Consider the following 17,324-nt stretch of genomic DNA (forward strand, 5'->3'; position numbering starts at 1 on the left):
GCGCTGAACGGCCTACGACCTGCGGCCGGTTCCGGAAATTATCCGTCCTTTGTCACTCCAACGGCCGCTTTTTACGATGCACCCACCGTACTTAGCTTGATCCCGCCGGTGATCACCGGCGTCGGTCAGCGTGAGTCGGGGCACGCGCCTTGGAGATATCGGAGGGCGCTCGTGCGTCGTACCCGTTCCACGAGATCGAGATCCACTGTGCTCACCGCCGGGGCCGCGGCTTTGCTCGCCGCGCTCGGCCTCGTGTCGCCGCCCGTCGCGGGCGCCGCCACCGCGTCCACACCGGACGCCTTCACCGAAACCGCCCAGCAGCAGATCGCCGCGCTGCAGGCGGTCAAGGCGGGCCGCTCGGCCGCCGAGTCCAAAGTGGACAGCAAGCTGCTCGTCGCCGAAAAGGGTGTCGCCAAGCAGCTGACCGCACTGCAGTCGGGGGCTGCGGTGTCTTCGGCCGGGACCGTCCTGGTCGACATCCGCGCGAGCAAGGTCACCCCGGACCTCATCGGCTCGCTGACCAAGGCCGGGGCGGGCATCCGCGCGGTGTCGGACCGCTACGGCAGCGTCCGCGCCGAGGTGCCGCTGAGCCAGGTCACCGCGATCGCCGCGCGCGGCGACGTCCAGCGCGTCGAGCAGGCCGACCAGGCCATGACCGCCCACGAGCTGGCCACCCCGGCGACGACGCCGGCCAAGACCGAAACCAAGCAGCAGAAGGCCGACCGCATCGCCGGTGAGCTGCAGAAAGCGGTTGCCTCGAAGTCGCAGCGCAGCGCCGCGGCGGCCGCCACCCTGACCAGCGAGGGCGACCGCGCCCACAACGCCGACATCGCCCGCCAGCAGTTCGGCGTCACCGGCGTCGGCGTCAAGGCGTGCGCGCTGTCCGACGGCGTCGACTCCCTGGCCGCGTCGCAGGCCAAGGGCGAGCTCCCGCCGACCGTCGACGTCATCGCCGGCCAGGAGGGCGAGGGCGACGAGGGCACCGCGATGCTCGAGATCATCCACGACCTCGCGCCCAACGCCGCGCTCGGCTTCGCCTCGGCGTTCAACTCCGACGCCAGCTTCGCCGACAACATCCGCAAGCTGCGCTTCGAGTCCCACTGCGACGTCATCGTCGACGACGTCATCTACTTCAAGGAATCCCCGTTCCAGGACTGGATCATCGCCCAGGCCGTGAACGACGTGACCGCCGACGGCGCGCTGTACTTCTCCTCGGCGGGCAACGAGGGCAACGTCGCCGACGGCACCGCCGGGCACTGGGAAGGCGACTTCGTCGACTCCGGCAAGTCGGTCGGCAAGTTCGCCGGCGTCGCGCACAACTTCGCCGGCGCCGCGGGCAACCAGATCTACGAGCCCGTCTCCGACGCCTCCTCGGCCGGTGTCCCGGTGACGCTGCACTGGTCCGACCCGATCGGGCACTCGGCCAACGACTACGACCTCTACCTGCTCAACGCCGCGGGGGCCGTGGTCAGCTTCAGCCAGAACGTCCAGGACGGCACCCAGGACCCGTTCGAGATCCTGCAGACGCCGCTCTTCGGCGGCACCGGCCTGCGCCTGGCGGTCGTGAAGTTCTCGGGCCAGAACCGCTACCTGTCGCTGTCCGCGCTGCGCGGCCGGTTCAAGGACTCTGCGGACGGCCTGAAGGCCTACAACACCCCGGGTGTCACGGTCGGCCACTCGGCCGCGCGGGACGCCTTCAGCGTCGCGGCGGCTCCGGCGGCGGCGGCGTTCGGCCGTCCCCTCGAGCCCGGTGACCCGGCCAACCCGGCGGGCCCGTACCCGGCGGCGTTCAGCGGCGCCACCAAGGCCGAGCGGTTCACCTCCGACGGTCCGCGGCGCGTGTTCTACGAGGCCGACGGCACGCCGATCACCCCGGGCAACGTGTCCTCGACCGGTGGTGAGGTCCGGAACAAGCCGGAGATCACCGCGGCCGACGGCGTGCAGACCAGCGTCACCGGGTTCAACCCGTTCTTCGGCACCTCGGCCGCCGCGCCGCACGCGGCCGCCATCGCCTCGCTGGTGCTGTCGGGCAACCCCGGCCTGCCGCCGTCCGAGGTGCGGGAGGCGCTGATCAACACCGCGATCGACATCGAAACCCCGGGCCGCGACAACTTCACCGGCTCCGGCGTCATCCTCGCGGACAAGGTGCTCGCCTACACCGGTGCCAGCCCGCAGCCCCTCGCGGTGGCGAAGCAGCCGACGGTCACCCCAGCCGACGGCGGCTCCGCGCTCGACCCGGGCGACACGGCCAAGGTGACCCTGCCGGTGACCAACGAAGGCGACGGCACCGCCGTGTCCACCAGCGTCGTGCTCACCAGCCCGACCCCGGGTGTCACGGTGGCGCCGCGGTCCAAGTCCTACGGCACCATCAGCCCGGGACAGACCGGCGTCAACGACTTCACCATCACCGTCCCGGCGACGCAGCAGCTCGGCGCGCCGGTCGTGCTGAACGCCAAGGTCAGCTTCGCCGGTGCGCACTCGCCGACGACGTCGACGTTCTCGCTCCCGGTCGGCACCCCGTCGCCGGTCGCGCAGGACTTCGCCTACGCCGGCGCGCCGGTGGCGATCCCGGACAACAGCCCGGTCGGGGCGTCGGTGACCATCCCGGTCACCGGGGTCGGCCGCGCGTCCAAGGTGACGTTCTCGGTGGACGGCACGACGTGCAGCACCGACCCGAACTCGACGACGGTGGGGCTCAACCACTCCTACGTCGGTGACCTGGTCGGCACGCTGACGGCGCCTTCGGGCGCGAAGGCGACGGTGTTCCAGCGCAACGGCGGGTCCGGCAAGAACCTGTGCCAGGTCGTCTTCGCGGACAACGCCGCGGCGGCGTTCAGCACGGTGACCTCGGCCAACGCGCCGTTCACCGGCTCGTGGCGGCCGACGCAGGCGCTGACCGGAAACCTGACCGGCGCGGCGGTCGACGGCGCGTGGACGTTCTTCGTGGTGGACGCAGCAGGCGGCGACGCCGGCTTCATCCGCTCGGTCGCCCTGCACATCAACGGGTTCGTCCAGCCCCCGGCGGCCGGCGCGCCGTCGAACGTGCGGGGCTACACGAACAACGGCCCGGTGCACCCGCTGTAAGCGGTAGCCGGTGCGGGGCCGTCGCGAAGATCGCGGCGGCCCCGTACCGTTTTCCCATGGCGAAGGCACGGCAGGTCTCCGGCGGCGGGCGCGCCGTCGAGGTCCCGCCCGAGCGGCTGGCCGGGTGGTTCGAGCGGTTCGCCGCCTCGCACGGCGGGATCGTCGCCACCGACGCCGGGCCGCACGAAGTCCGGGTGACCGCGGCCGACCGCAGCACCGCGACCGCGACCGTCCCTTTCGGACCCCTCGAAGACCCGTCGCTCGACGGCCTCGTCGCGCACGCGCTCCGGCCGCGGACGATCGCGCTGGTGCTGGTGCGCCGCGGCGGCCACAGCGTCGGGATCGCCCGGGATGGCCGGGTCGGGGTTTCGCGCACCGACCGGCACCTCGTCCAGGGCCGCTCCGCCGCGGGCGGCTGGTCGCAGCGGCGCTTCGCCCGGCGTCGTGCGGGGCAGGCGCGGCACGCCCTCCAGGACGCGGCCGGCGACGTCTTCGAAGTCCTCGTCCCCAGGCTGTCCGAAGTGGACGCCGTGGTGCTCGGCGGCGACCGGCGGGCCCTCGACGAGCTGCGCGCGGACCGCCGGCTGGCGCCGCTGTTCGCCCGGGCCGAACCCCGCGTGCTGGACGTCGGCGAGCCGAGCCGGGCCGTGCTCGAGGACGCCGCCGGGCGGGCGGTGTCGGTGCAGGTCACGCTGCGCGACGGGTGAGACCGCACACGTCCGGAAAAACCCCTCGACCCCGGCCCGTACACTGGGTCCCGTGGATATCCAGCTGGAGTGACGCCGCGGCCTTCGCGGCCGCCTGACGCTGTCCTCCTTACGCCCCCATTCCACGGGAGTTCCCCTTGATCACGGCCACCGGCCTTGAGCTGCGCGCGGGTTCGCGCATCCTGCTCAACGGCGTCACCATCCGGATCCAGTCCGGCGACCGCATCGGCCTCGTCGGCCGCAACGGCGCCGGCAAGACCACCTCGCTGAAGGTCCTCGCCGGCGAAGGCGAGCCGCACGCGGGCGAGGTCCGCCGCACCGGCGAACTCGGCTACCTGCCGCAGGACCCGCGCGAAGGCGATCTTTCGGTCACCGCGAAGGACCGCGTGCTCTCCGCGCGCGGTCTGGACAAGCTGATGCGCGACATGGAGAAGGCGCAGGCCTCGATGGCCGAGCTCGTCGACGACGCCGCGCGCGACAAGGCCATCAACCGCTACGCGCGGCTCGAGGAGCGCTTCGCCTCGCTCGGCGGGTACGCCGCGGAGAGCGAAGCGGCGCGGATCTGCTCCAACCTCGGCCTGGCCGACCGGATCCTCGCCCAGACGCTGCAGACGCTTTCCGGCGGTCAGCGCCGCCGCGTCGAGCTGGCGCGGATCCTGTTCGCCGCGGCCGAAGCGGGCGCCGGCGGCAAGTCCGAGACGATCCTGCTGCTGGACGAGCCGACCAACCACCTCGACGCCGACTCGATCAACTGGCTGCGCGGGTTCCTCAAGCAGCACGACGGCGGCCTGGTCGTGATCAGCCACGACGTCGAGCTGCTGGCCGACGTGGTCAACAAGGTCTGGTTCCTCGACGCCACCCGCGGTGAGCTGGACCTGTACAACATGGGCTGGCAGCGCTACCTCGACGCGCGCGCGACCGACGAGAAGCGCCGCCGCCGCGAGCGCGCCAATGCCGAGAAGAAGGCGTCGGCGCTGCAGCAGCAGGCCGCGAAGCTCGGCGCGAAGGCCACGAAGGCGGTGGCGGCCAAGAACATGGCGCGCCGGGCCGAGCAGATGCTCAACGCCCTCGAGGACACGCGCCAGGCCGACAAGGTCGCCCGGATCAAGTTCCCCGAACCCGCCCCCTGCGGCCGGACCCCGCTCACCGCCGAGGAGCTCTCGAAGTCCTACGGCTCACTGGAAATCTTCACCGGCGTCGATCTCGCGATCGACCGCGGTTCGAAGGTCGTCGTACTCGGGCTGAACGGCGCGGGAAAGACGACATTGCTCCGGCTCCTCGGCGGAATGGAAACCCCGGACACCGGATCCGTCGTTCCGGGTCACGGATTGCGTTTGGGCTATTACGCACAGGAACACGAAACTCTTGATCATGATGCGTCGGTGTGGGAAAACATCCGACATCTCGCTCCGGACACGGGCGCTCAGGAGTTGCGGAACCTGCTCGGCTCGTTCCTCTTCACCGGCGAACAACTCGACCAGCCCGCCGGCACGCTTTCCGGCGGCGAGAAGACCCGGCTCGCGCTGGCGGGCCTGGTCTCCAGCGCTGCCAACGTGTTGCTGCTCGACGAGCCGACGAACAACCTCGACCCGGCCAGCCGTGCCCAGGTCCTGGACGCTTTGCGCAGCTTCGCGGGCGCCGTCGTGCTGGTCACGCACGACCCCGGCGCGGTCGAGGCGCTCGAGCCGGAGCGGGTCATCCTGCTGCCCGACGGCACCGAGGACCACTGGTCGGCGGACTACCTGGAACTTGTCCAGCTCGCGTGATCGATGCGTCCATTCGGGTGCAAGATCACTCCCACCCGGCACTGGAATGGCCCAATGTGATCGCAATTTCGGCTGTTTTAGGGCTGTCGTCTGGCAATCCGGCGCTCAGTGTTCGATCATTGCCCCGGCAGGGGCCGATATGTGGCCCAGAACACTCTCGGCGGGAAGGCGATCGACGTGGCTGATCTCAAGAAAGGCGCGCGGATCACCGGCAACACGCGCGACAAGCTGGCCGCTGACCTGAAGAAGAAATACGAGAAGGGCTCGAGCATCCGGGCCCTCGCGGAGTCGACGGGCCGGTCCTACGGGTTCGTGCACCGGGTGCTGTCGGAGTCCGGAGTCCAGCTGCGGGGGCGCGGCGGGGCCACGCGGGTCAAGAAGAAGTAGTCGCGGACTGCTGCGCGGGGGGCGCAGCGGGAGCTTCGGCCACGCGGAACACCAGGTGGGCCCCGAGCAGGACCAGCGGGTACACCAGGTAGCCGTAGCGGGTGGCCGGGGTGAGCAGGATCAACGCGCCGAGTCCGACGGCGATGCGCAGGACTGCGCCGGAGCCGTTCGCGGGGGGCCGGCGCACCAGCCAGACCAGCATGGCCACGGCCGCGGCGCCGACGAGCACGAACGCCGTCACCTGGCCGAGGACGCCGAGCTCGGCGATGAGGTGACCCGGCAGCGGGCTCGCCGCGGGCGAGCGCACGGCGCCCATCCCGAGGGGGAACCGGAAGACGTGCTCGACGAACGCCGCCGGATCCACCAGGTAGACGGGCAGGTGCAGGGCGGCCGTCGTCGCCACCAGCGCTGAGGCGAAGCGCCCGACCGCGGGCCAGTCGAGGCCCGTTCCCCGGCGCACCAGCACGAACACCACCAGCACCGCGGCCGCGGGCGCGACGATGAGCTTCGCGCTGACGACCACGGCCAGCACCAGTCCCGACCAGGCGATCTTCCCGCGGGCGGCGAGCGCGCAGGTGAGCACCAGCAACCCGACGATCGCCAGGTCCGGCCCGGCGACGGCCCAGGTGAGCGCGGTCAGCGGACAGGCCAGCGCGAGCTGCGCGGCCCCGACCGGCACCTTCGGCCACTTCAGCAGCTTCAGCGTGCCCAGCACGCACGCGCAGATGGCGAGGGCGAACATCCACCGGGCGTCGGTCAGCGCGTCGGTGAGCGGCGTGCCGCCGAACAGCGCCCGCGGCAGGCCGAAGACCGCCATGACCGGGCCGTAGGGGGTGTAGTCGTTGACCTCCGGCGCCCGGCCGAGCGCGGTGACGTCGACGTACGGGGTTCCGTGGTGCAGCAGCAGATCCGCGGACCGCTCGATCACCCAGACCTCGGGCTGCGCGGCCCAGGAGAACGGCGTGATCAGCCAGTCCACCCCGGTCAGTCGGCGGATCACCAGGAGCAACAACGGAAGGATCATTGCCAACAGGGCGACCGCGGCGATGCCGCACCAGCGCGAGCCGAGTACTCCGTGCGGCGTACGGCCGTGGCGCGCCGACAGCAGCAGCCACCCGCTGTGCAGCGCGCCGAAGCCGTACGCGACGGTCGCGAAGGTGCCCCAGACGCGGTAGCCGTAGAACTCGGAGACGAGCGCGGTCGGCAGTGCGAAGGCCAGGCAGGCGAGGTAGAAGCCCAGGTCCCAGCGCAGTGGACCGGCCTCGGTGGTGCGCGCGGGTGCCGTGAAGAGCCGTGCCGCGCGCCGCCATGCGGGCGCCCGGCCCACCTCCGTTTCCACCACTTGAGGCTACCGAGCGCTCAGCCGAGCTCTCGCAAGCGGGGGAGCAGGTCCGCCGCCGCGTCCACCGCCTTCTCGACGTCGTCGTGCCCGGTCGGCATCAGCACCAGTTCCGTGAAACCCGCCTCGACGTGGCTCCGCGCGAGCCGCAGCGCACTGTCCGCATCGGACGGCAGGCGGAACTGCGCCGCCCGGCGGATCGTCGCCGGGTCGCGGCCCGCCGCCGCGCAGTGCTCGTCGAGCACCCGGGAAAGCCGTTGCAGCTCGGCGGTTTCCGTGCCCGGCAGGGCCGCGCTGAGCCACACGTCGGCGTGCTCGGCCACGACGCGCAGGCCGCGCTTCTCACCGCTGCTGCCCAGCCACAGCGGCGGCTTCGGCTGCACCGGCTTCGGGTCGCTGACCGCGCCCGTCAGCGTGTAGTGCCGCCCGGCGAAGTCCGTCGTCTGACGGGTCCACAGCAGACCGAGGATTTCGCAGGTTTCGGCGAGCCGTTCGACGCGTTCGACCGGCGGGGGTGTCGGCGTGCCCATCATGGCGTCGGTGAGGGCGTCGCCACCGGCGCCGAGGCCGACGTCGAGCCGGCCGCCGGAGAGGTGGTCGACGGTCGCCGCGATCTTCGCCAGCGTGCCCGGGTGGCGGTTGGTGGTGCCCGAGACCAGGCAGCCGATGCGCACCCGCTTGGTCGCTTCGGCCATCGCCGCGAGGAGCGTCCAGCCGTCGAAGACGTCTCCGGTGCGGTCGCGGCCCATCGGGGCCAGGTGGTCGAACACCCAGCAGCCGTCGAACCCGGCGTCGTCGGCGACGGCCCAGATCCGGCGGAGCGCGGCGATGCCGATGTGCTGCTGGGGCGGCTTGAGCCCGATCGAGGTCATGACGTCCTCCTGATTATCAGTTACTAAAATCATCAGCTCAACTGACGATCAGCGTACGGGGTAGAGTTCTCGCATGTCCAGCGACCTCGGCGCGCCGCCCGCCGTCACGCGGCGCCTCGGTTACCTGCTCAAGCACGCCCAGCTGCGGCTGGCCGAGCTGGCCGAGCCGTTGTACGCCCCGCTGGGGGTCACCGGCCGCCAGCTGGCGCTGCTCACGCTGTTCGGGGACGGCCCGGCGCTGTCGCAGCAGGACGGTGCGGCGCGCCTGGGCATCGACCGGACGACGATGGTCGCGCTCGTCGACGAGCTCGAAGCCAAGGGACTGGTCCGGCGCGAGGTCGCGCCGGGCGACCGCCGCAAGCGCCTCGTGGTGCTGACCGGCGAAGGTGAGCGAGTCCGCGAGGCGGGCGAAGAGGTCACCGGGCGCGCCGAGGCGCAGTTGCTGGCGCCGCTCGTGGACGCGGAGCAGTTCCGGGACGCGTTGGGACGCGTTGTTCGCGGGGAGTGAACGGCGGCGGGAAGCAAACGGACAACGGCCGCGTTGTCCAGGTCATATCCGGAGAAAACCTCAGCCATGGTAGAGGTTTTGAGACTGGGGGTTCCCCATGGACAACACCTGGGCGCTGCTGAGCTCGGCGATGCGCGCCAACGACGTGCCGAAGGGGCTGAGCCGCGGCACGCTGAAACGCGTGGCCCGGTTCGCGCGGCCGCACTGGCGGCGGCTGCTGGCCTTCCTCGTGCTGACCGTCATCTCGGCGGTCCTCGCGGTGACCACGCCGGTGCTGGCGGGCAAGGTGGTCGACGCGATCGTCGGCGGGCGTGACCTGCCGCTGGTCGTCTGGCTCGCCGTCGTGATCGCCGCGCTGGCGATCGCCGACGCGGGATTCGGCCTGGTCGAGCGGTGGCAGTCGGCGCGCATCGGCGAAGGCATCATCTTCGACCTGCGGCGCGCGGTGTTCGAGCACGTGCAGCGCATGCCGATCGCGTTCTTCACCCGCACCCGCACCGGCGCGCTGGTCTCGCGGCTGAACAACGACGTCATCGGTGCGCAGCGGACGTTCACCGCGACGCTGTCCGGCCTGGTCACCAACACGATCCAGCTGGCGCTGTCGCTGGCGGTCATGCTGACGCTGTCGTGGCAGGTCACGGTGCTCGCGTTGGTGCTGCTGCCGATCTTCGTGCTGCCGGCGCGCCGGCTCGGCCGCCGGATGGCCGGCCTGCAGCGCGAAGCCGCCAACCTCAACGCGGGCATGACGACGCAGATGACCGAGCGGTTCTCCGCGCCGGGCGCGACCCTGGTGAAGCTGTTCGGCCGTCCGGTGCAGGAGGCGGACGACTTCGCGCTGCGGGCCGGCCGGGTGCGCGACATCGGCGTCCGGACCGCGATGCTGACCCGCTGGTTCATGACCAGCCTGACCCTGGTTTCGGCGCTCGCGCAGGCACTCGTCTACGGCCTCGGCGGGTACCTCGCGCTGACCGGCGTGCTCGCGCCGGGCACGGTCGTCGCGCTGGCGCTGCTGCTGACCCGGCTGTACGCGCCGCTGACCGCGCTGGCCAACGTCCGCGTCGACGTCATGACCGCGCTGGTGTCCTTCGAGCGGGTCTTCGAGGTCCTGGACCTGGAGCCGATGATCAAGGAGAAGCCTTCCGCGCGGGCGCTACCCGCTTCGGACGGTGTCTCGGTCGAGTTCTCCGACGTCCGCTTCGGCTACCCGGCGGCGGACCGGTACTCGCTGGCGTCCCTGGAAGACGTGGCCACCCTCGACCACCGCGGCGGCGACGAGGTGCTGCACGGCATCTCGTTCCGCGCCGAGCCGGGGCAGATGGTCGCGCTGGTCGGGTCGTCGGGCGCGGGCAAGTCGACGATCGCGTCGCTGCTGCCGCGGCTGTACGACGTCGACTCCGGTTCGGTGCGGCTGTCCGATGTGGACGTCCGGGACCTGACGTTCGCTTCGCTGCGGGAGACCGTGGGCGTCGTGACGCAGGACGGGCACCTCTTCCACGACACGATCCGCGCCAACCTCGCCTACGCGCGCCCCGGCGTCACCGACGACGAGATCTGGGAAGCCCTGGAGCGGGCGCGGCTCGGTGAGCTGGCGCGGTCGCTGCCCGACGGTCTCGACACGACGGTCGGGGAGCGCGGCTACCGCCTCTCCGGTGGCGAACGCCAGCGGCTGACGATCGCGCGGCTGCTGCTGGCCCAGCCGAAGGTGGTCATCCTGGACGAGGCGACCGCGCACCTCGACTCCGAGTCCGAAGCGGCGGTCGGCGAGGCCTTGACCCACGCGCTGGCGGGCCGGACGGCGCTGGTGATCGCGCACCGGTTGTCGACGGTGCGGGCGGCGGACAAGATCCTGGTGCTGGAGCACGGGGAGATCGTGGAAAGCGGGACGCACGAGGAACTGCTGGCCGCCGGTGGCCGGTACGCGACCCTGCACGCGACGCAGTTCGCGGAGGAGGAGCCGGCGGTGGCGTGAGCGGGCGGGACGGCGCGCGGATTCCGCGCGCCGTCCCCGTCAAGCGTTCTGTTCCGCCAAGCTCTCGTACACCGCGTTGACCAGCGCCATCTTGCGGGGGTCGTCACGGATCAACGGGCCCAGCCGGTTGAGCGTGTAGCCGAACGAGATGCCGTTCTCCGGGTCGGCGCCGCCGGTCGAGCCGCCGAGGCCGTCGTGGCCGAAGGCCGCCGGGTTCGGGCCGAACCCGCGGGCGTCGCTGCCCAGGTAGAAGCCCAGTCCCCACTCGTTGGGCAGGCCGAGGACCGCGTCGATCTCCTTGCCCTGGCTCTCCCGGGCGCGAGCCAGCGTCGGCGCGGACAGGAGGCCGCCGGTGGCCAGCGCTCCGTAGATCGTCGCGATCGCGCGGGCCGTGCCGTGGCCGTTCAACGCCGGCATCACCGCGCGGCGGAACGCCGGGTCGTTCGCGTGGTGGCCTTCGAGCCGCGGGTTGGTCAGCGCGGCCTGCGCGACCGGGCCGGCCGCCGCGAATGCCGTGGCCAGCGCGTTCGCCATCTCCTCGGTCATGACCGGGTCGACGAGCGTCGCGCAGCGGTCCAGGTCGGCGTCGTCGGCGAGGCCGATCGAGAAGTCGGCGCCGAGCGGACCGGCGACCTGCTCGGCGAAGAACTCGCGGATGCCCTGCCCGGCGATCCGCCGGACGACCTCGCCGACGAGCCAGCCGTAGGCCAGCGCGTGGTAGCCGCCCGCGGAACCGGGTACGTACAACGGTTCCTGGGCCGCCAGCAGCGACGTCATGAGGTCCCAGTCGTACAGCTCTTCGACCCGCACGGGGCGGTCGAGGCCGATCCCGGGCACGCCGGAGCGGTGGGTGAGCAGCCACCGCACGGGGACCTCCGCCTTGCCCGCCGCGGCGAACTCGGGCCAGTACTTCGCGACCGGTGCGTCCACGTCCAGCTCGCCCGCGTCGACCAGCTTGTGCGCGCAGATCGCCGTCATGCCCTTGGTCGTCGACCACACGTTGGCGAGGGTGTCCGGCCGCCACTCGGCCGTGCGTTCCGGACCGGACCAGCCGCCCCACAGGTCCGCCACGACTTCGCCGTCGCGGATGGCCGTGAACGCCGCGCCCAGCTCGCCGCGGGAGCGGAAGTTCTCCTCGAAGGCCGCGCGCACCGGTTCGAAGCCGGGTGCGCACTCGCCGTGCACGGTCACCGTGGCGCTGTCCATCGGACCTCCTCGGGGAGCGACCGGTCCACACCGACCAGTCGGTATGTCGACGCTAAAGGGGGCCGGGCACGCCCGTCAAGGCGTGCCCGGCCGGTGCTTCTTCACGAACTGGCTAGCGCAGGCGCGGGACGATCTCGCCGTACTTGGCCAGCAGCGCCGCGTTGGCCTCGTCGCCACCCTCCACATTGGAGCTGCGCCACAGCGGGACGTCGAGGCCCTCGGCGGTGCCGCGGTCGTACACCTGGGCGAGCACGAGGTTCCACAGAAAGGCGTTGACCACAGTGGACAGCGGCGCGGTGCGCGGCGCGTCCGGCGGGTAGCTCGCGTCGCCGGGGATCACCAGCGAGTCCAGCACCACCGTGCCCTGCTCGACGAGGGTGCTCGACGACCGCTTCGGCGCCGCCGCCACGCACGCCCGCGACGTGATCGCGATGACCGCGGCCCCGCGCTTGCGGGCCTCGATGCACAGTTCGACCGGGTACGGGTTCGACCCGGACGTCGAGAAGACCACCAGCACGTCGTCCGGTCCCGGCGCGCGCTCGGCCAGCACTTCGGCGGCCAGGCCGCTGCGCCGCTCGGTCTGCGTGCTCGACACCGCGCCGTGCAGCGGCAGCAGGTCCGGGTGGTACAGCGGGTAGACGCACGCCAGGCCACCGGCCCGGTAGAACGTCTCGGCGACGGCCGCCAGCGAGTGCCCCGCACCGGCGGTATAGACCAGTGCGTCGGCCCGGATCACCCCCAGCACCAGATCCGCCGCTTCGCGCACCGCCTCGGCGTTGGCCTGCTCGACGTCCGCCAGTTGCTTCGCGACGCTGCCCGAGATGTCCGTGGCGCTCACCACACCCACCCTTCCGTAGGGGACCGGGCGCCGAATCTACCGCGAAGATGGTGGTGCGCGGTGGAATAGCCCGGTGGGCGGCCGGGGTTGACCCGGATGCGGGCGAGGAGGAGGACGCGGGTGAGCGAGGCGGAACCGGCGGTGTCGGTGTGGCCGGCGCGCGGGCGGACCGAAGCGGTCGTGCTCGTGCTGCACGGTGGCGCCGAGCGCGGCACCGGCGGCGTGCCGCCGTGGAAGCTCGCCTTCCTGCGGATGGTGCCGATCGCGCGCGCCCTGCACCGGGCCGGCCGCGGGCACGGCGTCGAGGTGCGGCTGGTGCGCAACCGCCGCTACGGCTGGAACGCCCCCGCGATGGATCCCCTCGACGACGCCCGCTGGGCCCTGGAGCGCGTCCACGCCGACCACCCCGGCCTGCCCGTCGTGCTGGTCGGCCACTCCATGGGCGCCCGGGTGGCGTTGCGGGTGGCCGATGACCCGGCCGTGCGCGGGGTCTGCGCGCTGGCGCCGTGGACACCGCGGGGCGAGCCTGTGGAGGCGGTCGCCGGGCGCGCGGTGCTCATCGTGCACGGCACCCGCGACCGGATGACCAGCCCGGTCGAGTCGCACGCCTTCGCCGAACGCGCCGAGGGCGTCGCCGCGCGCGTCGCCCGGTTCGAGATCGCGAACGAGGGGCACGCGATGCTCCGCCGGTCTTCCGTGTGGACCCGGCTGACGATTGCTTTCACACTGGAAGTGCTCGCCGGGGACGCCGATGCGGAACTGCGTGGCGCGTGGGCCGCGCCGGGGCCCGAGCGGCTCCGAATACCCGTGTGAAGACGCCCCGAACAGGGCATTCGGCGAAGCGCGCCGCGGGGGTGCGGCGATTAGGATCGATCACCGGCGCACCTGGCCGGCCGGAGGGAGAACCGTGACCACCTCGAGTGTTGACCGTGCTCGGGAAATCCCCGACGAGTCCCGCTGGCCGGGCCTGGCGACCCCGCCGCACTCCGCGCTGCGCGCGCGGATCGCGGCCGCGTTGTTCCGCCGCGCGGTCCGTCCGCTCGACGTCCGGGTGACGTTCCCGGACGGCACGGTGCTCGGCGCCGGCGGGCCGGAATCGCCCGAAATGCGCATTCTGCGGCCGGAATCCTTTTTTCACCGCCTCGGCGTCGACGCCAAGATCGGCTTCGGCGAGTCCTACATGGCCGGTGACTGGACCGCGTCCGACCTCGCCGAGGTGCTGACGCCGTTCGCCGAGCGGATGGCCACCCTGGTGCCGCCGACCCTGCAGAAGTTCCGGAAGATCGCCGAGCGCACGCAGCCGCCGGCCGAGGAGAACACCCTCGAAGGCGCGCGGGCCAACATCCACCGGCACTACGACCTGTCGAACGACCTCTTCGGCGCCTTCCTCGACGAGTCGATGATGTACTCCTCGGCGCTGTTCGGTCCCGGCGAGGACCTGACCGGGGCCCAGCACCGCAAGATCGACAGCGTGCTGGACTACGCCGGCGTCCGCGAGGGCAGCGAAGTCCTCGAAATCGGCACCGGATGGGGTGAACTCGCCATCCGCGCCGCCGCCCGCGGCGCGCGCGTGACGTCACTGACCATTTCGGAGGAACAGCGGGCACTGGCCACCGAGCGCATCGCCGCGGCCGGGTTCTCCGACCGCGTCGACGTGAAGCTGTGCGACTACCGGGAGTCGAGCGGCCAGTACGACGCCGTGGTCAGCGTCGAGATGATCGAGGCCGTCGGCGCGTCCTACTGGCCGGAGTTCTACCGGGTGATCGGCGAGCGGCTGCGCCCCGGTGGGCGGTTCGGCCTGCAGGCCATCACGATGGACCACGACCGGATGCTGGCCGCCTCGCGCGCCTACACCTGGATCCACAAGTACATCTTCCCGGGCGGCATCATCCCGTCGGTGCGCTCGATCGAGGAGGGCGTCAAGGCGAACACCCGGCTCAAGCTGGCCGGGATGCGCGAGTTCGGCCAAGACTACGCGCGCACGTTACGGTTGTGGCGCGAACGGTTCCTGCACCGCTGGGCCGACATCGCCGGGTTCGGGTTCGACGACGTCTTCCGCCGGATGTGGGAGTTCTACCTGGCCTATTCGGAGGCCGGGTTCCGCTCCGGGTACCTCAAGGTCCACCAGTTCGGCTACGAGGCGACCGGCAAGTAACCCCGCCGGACAACCCGACCCGGTGCCGGGCGTCCTCCGATAGAGGACGTGCGGTGTACTGACGACGACGATTTTGTCCGGATCGGGATTGGGTGATGGAGATGACGTACCGTGGCGACGACGGCGGGCGCCGCATGCCGCCCCGGCCTCCCGCACGCCCCCGGGACCACCAGCGCGCGCAGATGATGCCGCTCCCCGGGCGCGGCCAGAGCCCGTACGACGAGCGCACCCGCCCGATGGGCACCCGCGAGGACGAGCGGCAGTACGCGCCGCCCCCGCCGCGGCAGGACCCGCCCCGCCGCCCGGTCGACGACGACTACCCGCCGTCCCGGCCACCGCGCCGGCGCCGCTGGGGCTTCGGCCGGATCCTGCTGACGCTGCTGCTGGTGTTCGTGGTGTTCCTCGCCGGCATCTGGGTCTACCTGGAGTTCTCCATCAAGCGCGTCGACGCGCTGACCGACTACTCCGGCCGCCCGGTCGCCGCGTCCGGCACCAACTGGCTGATCGTCGGCTCCGACAGCCGCGAAGGCCTCACGGCCGAGGACGAGGAGCGGCTGGCCACCGGCGACGTCGCGGCGGCCGGCGGCGGGCAGCGCACCGACACGATCATGGTCGCGCACATCCCGGACAACTCCACCAAGCCGACGCTGCTGTCGCTGCCGCGCGACTCCCAGGTGAAGATCCCCGGCCACGGCACGAACAAGATCAACGCGGCGTTCTCCCTCGGCGGGCCGTCGCTGCTCGCGCAGACCGTCGAGGGCGCCACCGGGCTGCACATCGACCACTACGCGGAGATCGGCTTCGGCGGGTTCGCCAAGATCGTCGACGCGATCGGCGGCGTCGACATGTGCATCGACAAGGACATGAACGACACGATGACGGGGATCAGCATCAAGGCGGGCTGCCAGTCGCTCGACGGCCGCTCGGCGCTGGGCTTCGTCCGCATGCGCCACAGCGACGCGACACCGCGGTCGGACCTCGACCGCGTCGCCAACCAGCGCAAGTTCATCGGCGCGCTGGTGAGCCAGATCGCGAGCCCGGGCACGCTGCTCAACCCGTTCCACTTCTTCCCGCTGCTGGGCTCCGGCCCGGACGCGCTGACGATGGATTCGGGCGACCACGTGCACAACCTGGCCGGCCTGGCGATCGCGATGCGCGGCATCTCCTCCGGCGGCGTGGTGACGACGACGGTCCCGGTGACGAACGGGTCGGCGGAGAACTGGGACAAGGCGAAGTCGAAGCAGCTGTTCGACGCGCTGAAGAACGACACGGAGATCCCGGACAGCGTCATCGTCAATTAATTCGGACGCGGATTCGGCTCGGCCGGGGCACCATGGACGCCATGGAGACCCCGGCCGAGTCGTTCACGCGTGACGAGTTTTCGCTGACCCGCTGGCAGTCCGGCGACCGCGCGGCCGTCGCGGCCGCGGTTTCGGGGCCCGGCGCGCACCTGGCCGACTGGGTGCCGTGGGCGGCGGGCTACACGGACGAGTCCGCGGCGGAGTTCCTGCGGCTGACGGACGAGAACTGGAAAACCGGCCGGGCGTACGAGTGGGCGATCCGCGCCGGCGGCTCGCTCGCGGGCGGTGCCGGCGTGATGACCCGCGAGGGCGGCGTCGAGATCGGCTACTGGCTCGCGCGGGAGTTCACCGGCCGCGGCTTGGTGACGCGCGCGGCCGCGCTGCTCGTCTCGGACGCTTTCGCGCGCGGTGCGGGGTACGTCGAGATCAAGCACGACGAGGCGAACGTCCGAAGTGGAGCGGTCCCGGCCCGTCTCGGGTTTTCCGTGGTGCGCAAGGAGCCCGCGGACGAAGGCGTGCTGCCGGCGGCCTGCGCGGGTGTCAAGCAGATCTGGCGGAAGCCGTGAAGGAGACCTACGCCGGCGACGGCTTCACGCTGACCCGCTGGACGTCCGCCGACGAGCCGGAACTCACCGCGGCGGTCAGCGGGTCCCTCGGCCACCTCGGGGCCTGGCTGATCTGGGCGACCGGCGGCTACACCGCCGAGGACTCCGCAGAGTTCCTGGAGCGGACGCGGAAGAACTGGGAGAGCGGGGAAACCCACGACTTCGCCATCCGCGTCGACGGCGCGATCGCGGGCGGCATCGGCACGATGAGGCGCGAGGGCGGGGTCGAAATCGGCTACTGGCTGGCGTCCGGGTACACCGGCCGCGGCCTGATGACCCGCGCGGCGCGGCTGCTGACCGAGGAGGCGTTCCGGCTGGGTGCGGGGTACGTCGAGATCAAGCACGACGAGCTGAACGTCCGAAGTGGAGCGGTGCCCGCCCGCCTCGGCTTCGAGAAGGTGCGCGAGGAGCCGGCCGAGAAGCCGCTCGCCCCGTCGTGCACGGGTGTCAACCACGTCTGGCGTCGGGAGAAGCTGTGAACCTGGGGTACGTGACCGAACCGGGGCACCGGTGGCTGTGCGAGCGGCGCACGGTCGGGAGCCGGGCCGAGAGACGCGGGAACCGCGCCGAGACGCACGAGTACGCGC

The 17,324-nt window shown here is 71.8% G+C and carries 15 protein-coding genes; 11 read left to right on the plus strand and 4 right to left on the minus strand.

The window, feature by feature from the left end; translation table 11 throughout:
* The first annotated feature begins 207 nt into the window (after positions 1 to 207).
* The 4 genes from ACWEVP_RS17665 to ACWEVP_RS17680 all read left to right on the plus strand — a co-directional run bounded on the left by ACWEVP_RS17665 (position 208) and on the right by ACWEVP_RS17680 (position 5,944).
* Positions 208 to 3,084: a S8 family serine peptidase gene (locus tag ACWEVP_RS17665; protein WP_452063583.1), complete on the plus strand. Its 2,877-nt coding sequence runs from the start codon at positions 208 to 210 to the stop codon at positions 3,082 to 3,084.
* 56 nt (positions 3,085 to 3,140) lie between these two features.
* Complete coding sequence (locus ACWEVP_RS17670) at positions 3,141 to 3,791, plus strand: acVLRF1 family peptidyl-tRNA hydrolase (RefSeq protein WP_452063584.1); 651 nt, start codon at positions 3,141 to 3,143, stop codon at positions 3,789 to 3,791.
* A 137-nt stretch (positions 3,792 to 3,928) separates the two neighbouring features.
* A complete protein-coding gene (locus ACWEVP_RS17675; protein WP_452063585.1) occupies positions 3,929 to 5,557 on the plus strand; it encodes an ABC-F family ATP-binding cassette domain-containing protein in 1,629 nt (542 codons plus the stop codon).
* A gap of 177 nt (positions 5,558 to 5,734) precedes the next feature.
* Positions 5,735 to 5,944 carry a helix-turn-helix domain-containing protein gene (locus ACWEVP_RS17680; protein ID WP_003071237.1) on the plus strand — a complete coding sequence of 70 codons (210 nt, stop codon included), beginning with the start codon at positions 5,735 to 5,737 and terminating at the stop codon, positions 5,942 to 5,944.
* On the opposite strand, the gene ACWEVP_RS17685 is transcribed toward ACWEVP_RS17680, so the two are convergent.
* The gene (locus ACWEVP_RS17685; RefSeq protein ID WP_452063586.1) at positions 5,931 to 7,283 is read right to left on the minus strand and encodes a glycosyltransferase 87 family protein; all 1,353 of its coding nucleotides are present in this window, start codon (positions 7,281 to 7,283) and stop codon (positions 5,931 to 5,933) included. The genes ACWEVP_RS17680 and ACWEVP_RS17685 overlap by 14 nt on opposite strands.
* 20 nt (positions 7,284 to 7,303) lie before the next feature.
* Positions 7,304 to 8,155: an LLM class flavin-dependent oxidoreductase gene (locus ACWEVP_RS17690; protein ID WP_452063587.1), complete on the minus strand. Its 852-nt coding sequence runs from the start codon at positions 8,153 to 8,155 to the stop codon at positions 7,304 to 7,306.
* A 73-nt stretch (positions 8,156 to 8,228) separates the two neighbouring features.
* On the opposite strand from ACWEVP_RS17690, the gene ACWEVP_RS17695 reads away from it, so the two are divergent.
* Both ACWEVP_RS17695 and ACWEVP_RS17700 read left to right on the plus strand, forming a co-directional pair.
* Positions 8,229 to 8,663 carry a MarR family winged helix-turn-helix transcriptional regulator gene (locus ACWEVP_RS17695; RefSeq protein ID WP_452063588.1) on the plus strand — a complete coding sequence of 145 codons (435 nt, stop codon included), beginning with the start codon at positions 8,229 to 8,231 and terminating at the stop codon, positions 8,661 to 8,663.
* Positions 8,664 to 8,760: 97 nt separating this feature from the next.
* Positions 8,761 to 10,632 carry an ABC transporter ATP-binding protein gene (locus tag ACWEVP_RS17700; protein WP_452063589.1) on the plus strand — a complete coding sequence of 624 codons (1,872 nt, stop codon included), beginning with the start codon at positions 8,761 to 8,763 and terminating at the stop codon, positions 10,630 to 10,632.
* Between the two features lie 39 nt (positions 10,633 to 10,671).
* Here ACWEVP_RS17700 and ACWEVP_RS17705 read toward each other — a convergent pair whose 3' ends face one another.
* The gene (locus ACWEVP_RS17705; protein WP_452063590.1) at positions 10,672 to 11,838 is read right to left on the minus strand and encodes a serine hydrolase domain-containing protein; all 1,167 of its coding nucleotides are present in this window, start codon (positions 11,836 to 11,838) and stop codon (positions 10,672 to 10,674) included.
* 112 nt (positions 11,839 to 11,950) lie between these two features.
* Entirely contained in the window at positions 11,951 to 12,679 is a 729-nt protein-coding gene (locus ACWEVP_RS17710; protein ID WP_364446869.1) for an SIS domain-containing protein, read from the minus strand.
* A gap of 117 nt (positions 12,680 to 12,796) precedes the next feature.
* Between ACWEVP_RS17710 and ACWEVP_RS17715 the strand changes: the two genes are divergently transcribed.
* From ACWEVP_RS17715 to ACWEVP_RS17735, 5 genes are all read left to right on the plus strand, one after another.
* Positions 12,797 to 13,489, plus strand: a complete 693-nt coding sequence (locus tag ACWEVP_RS17715; RefSeq protein WP_452063591.1) for an alpha/beta hydrolase — start codon at positions 12,797 to 12,799, stop codon at positions 13,487 to 13,489.
* Positions 13,490 to 13,583: 94 nt separating this feature from the next.
* Entirely contained in the window at positions 13,584 to 14,831 is a 1,248-nt protein-coding gene (locus tag ACWEVP_RS17720) for a class I SAM-dependent methyltransferase (RefSeq protein WP_452063592.1), read from the plus strand.
* A gap of 95 nt (positions 14,832 to 14,926) precedes the next feature.
* Positions 14,927 to 16,132, plus strand: coding sequence for an LCP family protein (locus ACWEVP_RS17725; protein WP_452063593.1), 1,206 nt, complete (start codon positions 14,927 to 14,929; stop codon positions 16,130 to 16,132).
* A 41-nt stretch (positions 16,133 to 16,173) separates the two neighbouring features.
* Positions 16,174 to 16,698 carry a GNAT family N-acetyltransferase gene (locus ACWEVP_RS17730; RefSeq protein WP_452063594.1) on the plus strand — a complete coding sequence of 175 codons (525 nt, stop codon included), beginning with the start codon at positions 16,174 to 16,176 and terminating at the stop codon, positions 16,696 to 16,698.
* Entirely contained in the window at positions 16,695 to 17,216 is a 522-nt protein-coding gene (locus ACWEVP_RS17735; protein ID WP_452063595.1) for a GNAT family N-acetyltransferase, read from the plus strand. Before ACWEVP_RS17730 ends, ACWEVP_RS17735 begins: the two co-directional genes overlap by 4 nt.
* Positions 17,217 to 17,324 lie beyond the last annotated feature (108 nt).

This window comes from Amycolatopsis sp. NPDC003865, assembly GCF_053605345.1.